7 protein-coding genes, 1 other RNA gene and 1 pseudogene are annotated in these 7,861 nt (G+C 64.3%); 8 read left to right on the top strand and 1 reads right to left on the bottom strand.

Annotated elements, in window-relative coordinates; all coding sequences use genetic code 11:
- Positions 1-100: pseudogene (locus RMN73_RS03875) on the bottom strand (alpha/beta hydrolase); the annotation flags it as partial.
- A gap of 125 nt (positions 101-225) precedes the next feature.
- Between RMN73_RS03875 and RMN73_RS03870 the strand changes: the two are divergent.
- The 8 genes from RMN73_RS03870 to ettA all read left to right on the top strand — a co-directional run.
- Entirely contained in the window at positions 226-1,317 is a 1,092-nt protein-coding gene (locus RMN73_RS03870; RefSeq protein ID WP_309602000.1) for an aminotransferase class V-fold PLP-dependent enzyme, read from the top strand.
- Positions 1,314-2,423 (top strand): cysteine desulfurase family protein, encoded by a 1,110-nt coding sequence (locus RMN73_RS03865; protein WP_309601999.1) that lies wholly within the window; start codon positions 1,314-1,316, stop codon positions 2,421-2,423. The genes RMN73_RS03870 and RMN73_RS03865 overlap by 4 nt, the downstream gene beginning before the upstream one ends.
- Positions 2,420-2,755, top strand: a complete 336-nt coding sequence (locus tag RMN73_RS03860) for a 2Fe-2S iron-sulfur cluster-binding protein (RefSeq protein WP_309601998.1) — start codon at positions 2,420-2,422, stop codon at positions 2,753-2,755. The genes RMN73_RS03865 and RMN73_RS03860 overlap by 4 nt, the downstream gene beginning before the upstream one ends.
- A 37-nt stretch (positions 2,756-2,792) precedes the next feature.
- Positions 2,793-2,887, top strand: an RNA gene (gene ffs / locus RMN73_RS03855) — signal recognition particle sRNA small type.
- 45 nt (positions 2,888-2,932) lie between these two features.
- Positions 2,933-4,585 carry a DNA polymerase III subunit gamma/tau gene (locus tag RMN73_RS03850; RefSeq protein ID WP_309601997.1) on the top strand — a complete coding sequence of 551 codons (1,653 nt, stop codon included), beginning with the start codon at positions 2,933-2,935 and terminating at the stop codon, positions 4,583-4,585.
- A 3-nt stretch (positions 4,586-4,588) separates the two neighbouring features.
- The gene (locus RMN73_RS03845; protein ID WP_309601996.1) at positions 4,589-4,918 is read left to right on the top strand and encodes a YbaB/EbfC family nucleoid-associated protein; all 330 of its coding nucleotides are present in this window, start codon (positions 4,589-4,591) and stop codon (positions 4,916-4,918) included.
- Positions 4,919-5,008: 90 nt separating this feature from the next.
- The gene (locus RMN73_RS03840; protein ID WP_309602001.1) at positions 5,009-6,598 is read left to right on the top strand and encodes a long-chain fatty acid--CoA ligase; all 1,590 of its coding nucleotides are present in this window, start codon (positions 5,009-5,011) and stop codon (positions 6,596-6,598) included.
- A gap of 103 nt (positions 6,599-6,701) precedes the next feature.
- Positions 6,702-7,861, top strand: a 1,160-nt coding sequence (ettA, locus tag RMN73_RS03835) for an energy-dependent translational throttle protein EttA (protein WP_309601995.1), incomplete at its 3' end; no start/stop codon positions are given.

Here is a 7,861-nt window from a genome sequence, read left to right as displayed (position 1 = left end):
GGCTGTGGAGGATCATCGCGACTGGTGCGCGCGGGCGCGGACCGGGATTAAAGCGGCCTTCGAGGCGGCCTTCGGGACCGGGGAAAATGACTTCGGGCATGGATCGCGGCTCGCTTGACGAAAAAGTGGACACGCGGGCAGGTGCGCCTCGCGGACAGAGCCTATATAGGGACCAGACGAGCGCTGGCAAGTGCAGCGATCAACTGGGGCAGGGATGCGAGACTTTTGACCAAGCGAATCTATTTCGACCATGCCGCTACCACGCCGGTGATCGGCGCGGCGCGCGACGCCTTCCTCCGCGGGATCGACGGGTGGAGCAATCCCAACTCGCCGCATGGCGAAGGCCGCGCCGCGCGCGCCTTGCTCGAGGAAGCACGAGAGACAATCAAGATCGCGCTCGATTGGCGTCATGACGTCATTTTTACTTCCGGCGCGAGCGAATCGGTCGAGATTGTGGGAAAGCGCGCGTGCGTCGCGGGGCGGGCTTACGGCGCGACCGAGCATGCGATCGTGCCGTTCGCGATGGGCGAGCAAGCGGAAGTGCTCCCCGTCGACGGCAACGGATTGATCGACGAGGCGGCGCTCGACGCCGTGCTGGCGAAGGGTCCGGCGCTGATCACCATCCAGCAGGTCAATAATGAGACCGGGATTATCCAGCCGCTCGACCGGATCGCAGCGACCATTCGCGCGGCGGGTTCATTGTTGCTCGCCGACTGCGCGCAGGGGGCATCGAAGATGCCGCTGCCCGATGCGGATTTCATTGCCATTTGCGCGCACAAATTGGGCGGGCCTCCGGGGGTCGGCGCGCTACTAGTCCGCGACCTGGGAACGCTTGAGCCATGCGGTGGCGGGCAGGAGAAGGGTTATCGGCGGGGAACGCAGGATGTGCCGGGCGCGCTCGCCTTCGCCGCTGCGCTTGCTGCCAAGCCGTATGACATGGCGCGGATGGCAAAATTGCGCACACGGCTGGAGAATGGCGCGAAGGCGCTTGGTGCGTCGGTGATCGGTGACGGAGCACCGCGCGCGGCAACCATTGGCGCGGTGTCGCTGCCCGGGGCAAACTCGGCCTCGCTGCTGGTGCAACTCGACCTAGCGGGGATTGCGGTGTCGGCGGGGAGCGCATGCGCGTCGGGCAAGGCGAAGGCGAGCCATGTGCTGGCCGCGATGAATGTGCCGGGGGACGTCGCCGCAGGGTTCCTTCGCCTGAGCTTCGGTCCCGACACCAATGACGCCGATGTCGACGCCTTCCTGGCTGAATATGGCCGGATCGCCGCACGGCTAGGCGCCAATGCTTCCGACAAGATTCGGGTGGCATGATCTATCTCGACTATCAGGCGACGACCCCGGTCGCGCCCGAAGTCGTGGCAGCAATGCGGCCATGGATCGAGGAGAAATTCGCCAACCCGCACTCGCCGTCGCGCTGGGGAGCCGAGGCAGCAGCGGCAGTCGAGCATGCCCGCGACCAGATATTGACCGAAATTGCGCTCGACGAGGGGCGGTTCGTCTTCACTAGCGGCGCGACCGAGGCGCTTAACTGGGCGATCAAGGGGACGATCGAGCGCAGCGAACGGCGCAAAATCGTGACCATCGCGACCGAACATGCCGCCGTCCTCGATAGCTGCGAGTGGCTCGAGGGGCGTGGGTTTCAGGTGGTGCGGCTCGGCGTCAGCGCCGACGGGCTGGTCGATCTGGGCGAAGCGGCGGAGGCGATCGACGCCAAGACTGCGCTGGTTGCGGCGATGCTGGTCAATAATGAGATCGGGACGGTGCAGCCGGTCGCGGCGCTGGCCGAGCTGGCGCATGCGGTTGGCGCAGTGATGCTGTGCGACGCGGTGCAGGGATATGGGCGGGTCGATTTGCCGCCCGCCGATCTGATCGCGATTTCGGGGCATAAGGTCCATGGACCCAAGGGCGTTGGCGGGCTGTGGATCCGCAAGGGACATGAGCCCGCCGCGCTAATGCATGGCGGCGGGCAGGAGGCGGGGCTGCGGTCGGGGACGTTGTCGCCGGCGTTGTGCGTCGGGCTGGGGACGGCAGCGCGGATCGCCAATGAGCGGCGGGCGCGCGATACCGCGCATGTCGAGCGACTGTTCGAGGTGGCATTGGCGACCTTGGGCGAGGGCTGGGTGCTTAACGGCGGAATCGAGGCGCGCTATCGCGGCAACATCAATATTCGCCGCGAGGGACTCGATGCTGCTCGGCTAGTCGGAGAATTGCGTAATTTGGCGTTCTCGCTTGGCTCTGCCTGCGCGTCCGGATCGGGGCGCCCGAGCCATGTGTTGCGCGCGCTTGGGCTGACCGACCGCCAGGCGCGATCGTCGATCCGGCTTGGCTTCGGGCGGATGACTGGCGAGGCGGAGTTGGTATCGGCCTGTCGAACGATCGCCCAGACTGCCGATGCGCAGGCGAGCTTCGCCGCATGACCAAGGTGCGGTTCCTGAAAATCGACGGCTCACTGGACCGAGAGGTCGAGGCGCCGGAGGGCGCGCTGTTGCTCGATGTGGCGCAGGCCAATGCCCAGCCGCTCGAGGGGGCGTGCGAGGGTGCAATGGCGTGCTCGACCTGCCACGTGATCGTCGCGCCCGAGGATTTTGAGCGATTGCCGCGCGCGAGCGAGGAGGAGGATGATTTGCTCGACTTGGCCTCACATGTGACTCGGACGTCGCGGCTGGCGTGCCAGATCGTGTTTGGCGCAGAGCTGGACTCGCTGACGGTGCGGATGCCGGGCGGCTGCTACAATTGGCAGGATCGCTAGCCGCTTGCGCAAGCGGGCGCGCATTGCCATATGCCGGCGTGGAAGTCGGCGGGCGGGATTGTCGCCAACCTGGTCAGATCCGGAAGGAAGCAGCCACAACGATTTCGTCCCGGGTCGTCGGCTTCCACCGCTTTAGACCTTCGACATTGCCCGACGCGGCCATTAGACTGCGCCGCAATGTCCGATTCCCCATCCCCCGCTGACGAACCCGGCCTCGGCCTAGACCTGCCCGCTGTCGCGCCGCCGAGCAAGGCATCGCCGTACCGCGTCCTCGCCCGCAAATATCGCCCGCAGTCGTTCGATGAGCTGATCGGTCAGGACGCGATGGTCACGACGCTCGGCAATGCGATCGAGCGCGGGCGGATTGCCCATGCGTTTCTGCTGACCGGGGTGCGCGGGGTGGGCAAGACCTCGACCGCGCGGCTGATCGCCAAGGCACTGAACTGTATCGGGCCAGACGGCAGCGGCGGGCCGACGATCGCGCCGTGCGGATTGTGCGAGCCATGCGTCGCGATTGCCGAGGGGCGGCACATCGACGTGATCGAGATGGATGCGGCGTCGCACACCGGGGTGGATGACGTCCGCGAGATCATCGAGGCGGTGCGCTATTCGTCGGTCTCGGCACGCTACAAGATTTATATCATCGACGAAGTCCACATGTTATCAAAGAGCGCGTTCAATGCGTTACTCAAGACTCTTGAGGAACCGCCTGAACATGTGAAGTTCATTTTCGCGACCACCGAAGTGGGCAAGGTGCCAGTCACCGTGCTGTCGCGCTGCCAGCGGTTCGACCTGCGCCGCATCCCCGCCGAGTTGCTTGCGGCGCATTTCGCGAAGGTAGCCGAGAAGGAGGGCGTCGCGGTCGAGGAGGAAGCGGTGCAGGTCATCGCCCGCGCCGCCGAAGGCTCGGCGCGCGACGGATTGTCGATCCTCGACCAGGCGATCGCGCATGGTGAGGGCCGGGTGCATGCGTCGGATGTGCGCGCGATGCTCGGGCTGGCCGATCGCGGGCGGACCCGGCGGATGCTTGCCAGCCTGCTCGCTGGGGATGCTGCGGCGACTCTGACCCAACTCGACGAGGCGCATTCGCTCGGGATCGACCCGGCGTCATTGATCCGCGGGTTGATGGAATCGGTTCACGCGGTGACCCGCGCCAAGGCCGGGGCGACCGGCGATGTGCTGCAATCCGCCGAGGAGCGCGAGGCCGCGGCGGAATGGGCGGGCAAACTGGGCTGGGCGTCGATCCATCGCTTGTGGCAATTGTTGCTCAAGGGATTGCAGGATGTGGGAGTGGCGCCCGACCCTAGCGAAGCCGCCGCAATGGCGCTGCTGCGCGTGGTTCACGCCGCCGATCTGCCCGATCCTGCGACCTTGCTGGCGCGATTGTCGAGCGGGCAGGGGGCGGTTGCCGCCCCGAGCGCTGGTTCAGCACCGCCGTCACCTCCAGCGCCGACTGCGTCGGCATCGCCGGTCACTTTCAACGATTTGATCGACCGCATCGAGCAACTCGGCCGGCGGATTCTCGCGCTGCAATTGCGCGATCAGGTCGGGCTGGTCAGCTTCGCGCCGGGCGAGATCGTGCTTCGGCCGCTGCGCCCGCTCGGTCCCGATTTCCCGCGCGAACTTGCCGCATCGGCCAAGGAAGTCACCGGATCGACCTGGTCGGTCAGCTTCACCGATGCCGGGGGCGAACCCTCGCTCCAGCAGCAGGAGCAGATGGCGGAGGAGAAAATGCGCGCCGCGGTGCTTGAGGAGCCCAATGTGCGCGCGCTGATCGACGCTTTCCCCGATGCCACACTCGAATCCATTTCCCTGACGAAAGGTGCCTGAACCATGCCCGACCTAGACCTCGAAAAAATCATGGAGATGGCGCAGAATGCGCAGGCCGAATTGCAGAAAGCGCAGGACAATCTCGACCTGGTCGAGGTCGAAGGCATGGCCGGCGGCGGGCTGGTCAAGATCCGCACCAGCGCCAAGGGCCGGATGATCGGCGTGTCGATCGACGACAGTTTGATGGCGGTGTCGGAAAAGTCGATGCTCGAGGATCTGATTACCGCCGCGCTCAATGACGCCAAGGCCAAGGCCGATCTCGCGGCCAATGCCGAAATGCAGAAGATGAGCAGCGGACTGCCGCTTCCGCCGGGCTTCAAAATGCCATTCTGACGACTGTCTTGCACCTTCCTTCTGAAACGGTGATGATCGCGTCGTCTGGTCTGATTGGAGGAGGGGGCGTCGGTGAATTCTCTTGGGGCAATGCAGGATTGGCCGCTGCGCGTTATGCGGCTGGTCGATCATGCCGAGCGCGAGCATGGCCGACGCGAAGTCGTCACCGCCTGGGCCGACGGTTCGATCACCCGCACGAATTGGGCCGCCATCGCCAATGACGCGCGGCGCATGGCGCAGGCGCTGGTCGCGCTGGGGATCAAGCCCGGCGACCGGGTTGCGACGCTGGCGATGAACCATGCGGCGCATCTGACCGCCTGGTATGGCGCGATCGGGATGGGCGGGGTGCTCCACACCATCAACCCGCGCCTGTTCGACGATCAATTGGCCTATATCGCCAACCATGCCGAAGACCGCGTCCTGCTGTACGACCGCTGTTTCGCGCCGATTGTCGAGCGAATGAAGCCGCAATGGACCACGATCGAGCGGTACATCTGTTTCGAGGATGAATTCGCCGGTTGGATCGGCGCGCAGGACGGCAAATATGTCTGGCACGAAGGCGACGAGCGCGATCCGTGCGGGCTATGTTACACCAGCGGGACCACCGGCAATCCCAAAGGCGTCCTGTACGAGCATCGCAGTGCAATGCTCCACGCGCTGGCCGAGGTCGCGCCCGATTGTTTCAACCTGTCGGCGCGATCGGTGGTGATGCCGATCGTCCCGATGTTCCATGCCAATGCCTGGGGAATCCCGTGGGCGGCGCCGCTGACCGGATGCAAATTGGTGCTGTCGGCCGATTATCGCCCCGAACGATTATGCGACCTGTTCCGCGACGAAAAGGTCAGCCATTCGGCCGGGGTGCCGACCGTGTGGCTGGGCATGATCGAGCATATCGAACGCACCGGCGACGGGCTGGCCGACCTGCAATATGTCACGATCGGCGGGTCGGCCGCCCCGCGCGCGATGATCGAATGGTTCCGCGCGCGCGGCGTCCAGGTCGGCCATGCCTGGGGAATGACCGAGACCTCACCGATCGGGTCGATGGGTGCGCCGCCGGCCGGCTGGGAAGAGATGAGCGACGAGGAGCAGGTGGAATTCATCTGCCGCCAGGGTCGCGTGCCGTTCGGAATCGAAATGCGGATCGTGGACGAGGCGGGCGCAGTCCTGCCGCGAGATGGCGAGCAAAGCGGCGACCTGCAGGTGCGCGGGCCGTGGGTCTTGCGCCGTTATTTCAAGGAAGATGCCGACGCTGCGGACAGCGACAATTGGTTCAATACCGGCGACGTTGCCGCGCTCCACACCGATGGTACGATGCAGATCACCGATCGCTCGAAGGATGTGATCAAGTCCGGCGGCGAGTGGATCAGCTCGATCGAGCTGGAAAATGCCGCGCTTGGGTTCGCCGGGGTGGCGGAGGCTGCGGCGATCGGCATCGCGCACCCCAAGTGGGACGAGCGCCCGCTGCTGGTGGTGGTGTGCCGCGATGGGTGCGTCGTCGATCGCAACCAGCTGCGGGATTTCCTGTCGGGTCATGTCGCGAAATGGTGGCTGCCCGACGCGATCGAATTCGTCGACGAACTGCCGCACACCGCAACCGGCAAATTGTCGAAAAAAACCCTGCGCGAGCAATTTCGGGATTACCGGTTCGTCGGGGTCGAGGCGATGGTCGGGCGGGACTAAGCTTTTCCCTTGCTGATGGAGGGAGGGGAGGGCTGGAAATTCTCCCAAGCTTCCCCTAAATGCCGCCCTGAAATCCCCATCTTTCCAAAGGATCAGCGACCCCATGGCCGCCCAATATTCATTCGTCATGAAGAGTCTGTCGAAGACCTTCCCCGGCGCGCCCAAGCCGGTGCTCAACAACATCAGCCTGCAATTCTATCCCGATGCCAAGATCGGGATTGTCGGGCCCAACGGCACCGGTAAGTCGACGTTGATGAAGATCATGGCCGGGCGCGACACGGAATATACCGGCGAGGCGTGGCCGGGGACCAACGTCACCGTTGGCTATCTTGAGCAGGAGCCCCAGCTCGACGAGACCAAGACCGTGATGGAAAATGTCCGCGAAGGCGTGAAGCCGGTGGCCGACATGCTCGACCGGTTCAACGCGATCAGCGCCGAAATGTGCGAAGACGGAGCCGACTTTGACGCGCTCGGCGCCGAAATGGGCGAGCTTCAGGAAAAGATCGACGCGGTCGACGGATGGACGCTTGATAACCAACTCGAAATTGCGATGGACGCTTTGCGCTGCCCGCCGGGCGATAGTGCGGTCATCAACCTGTCGGGCGGTGAGAAGCGCCGCGTTGCGCTGACCAAGTTGTTGCTCGAAAAGCCCGGCATTCTGCTGCTCGATGAGCCGACCAACCATCTTGACGCCGAAAGCGTCCAATGGCTTGAAAAGCATCTGATCGACTATCCCGGCAACGTCATCCTCGTCACCCATGACCGCTATTTCCTCGACAATGTGGTCAATTGGATCCTCGAATTGGATCGCGGAAAATACTTTATCTACGAAGGGAATTACTCGACCTATCTAGACAAGAAGGCCAAGCGCCTGAGCCAGGAAGAGCGCGAGGACGAAGGCCGCCAGAAGGCGATTTCGCAAGAGCTCGAGTGGATCCGCCAGAGCCCCAAGGCGCGCCAGACGAAGTCCAAGGCGCGGATCAAGGCATTCGACCAATTGGTCGAGGCGGCCGAGAAGCGTGTCCCGGGCAAGGCGCAGATCGTCATTCAGTCGCCCGAGCGGCTCGGCGGCAATGTGATCGAGGCGAAGAATCTGACCAAGGCCTATGGCGACAAATTATTGTTCGACGATCTGTCGTTCAACCTGCCACCGGGCGGGATCGTCGGGGTGATCGGCGCCAATGGCGCGGGCAAGACGACCTTGTTCAAGCTGATCACCGGCGTCGAAACCGCCGACAGCGGCAGCGTCGAGATCGGCTCGAC

Source organism: Sphingomonas sp., from assembly GCF_031372575.1.
Classification (GTDB): domain Bacteria; phylum Pseudomonadota; class Alphaproteobacteria; order Sphingomonadales; family Sphingomonadaceae; genus Sphingomicrobium.
The sequence above is the reverse complement of the archived record's forward strand: the minus strand, read 5'-3'. Positions and strand labels throughout refer to the sequence as shown.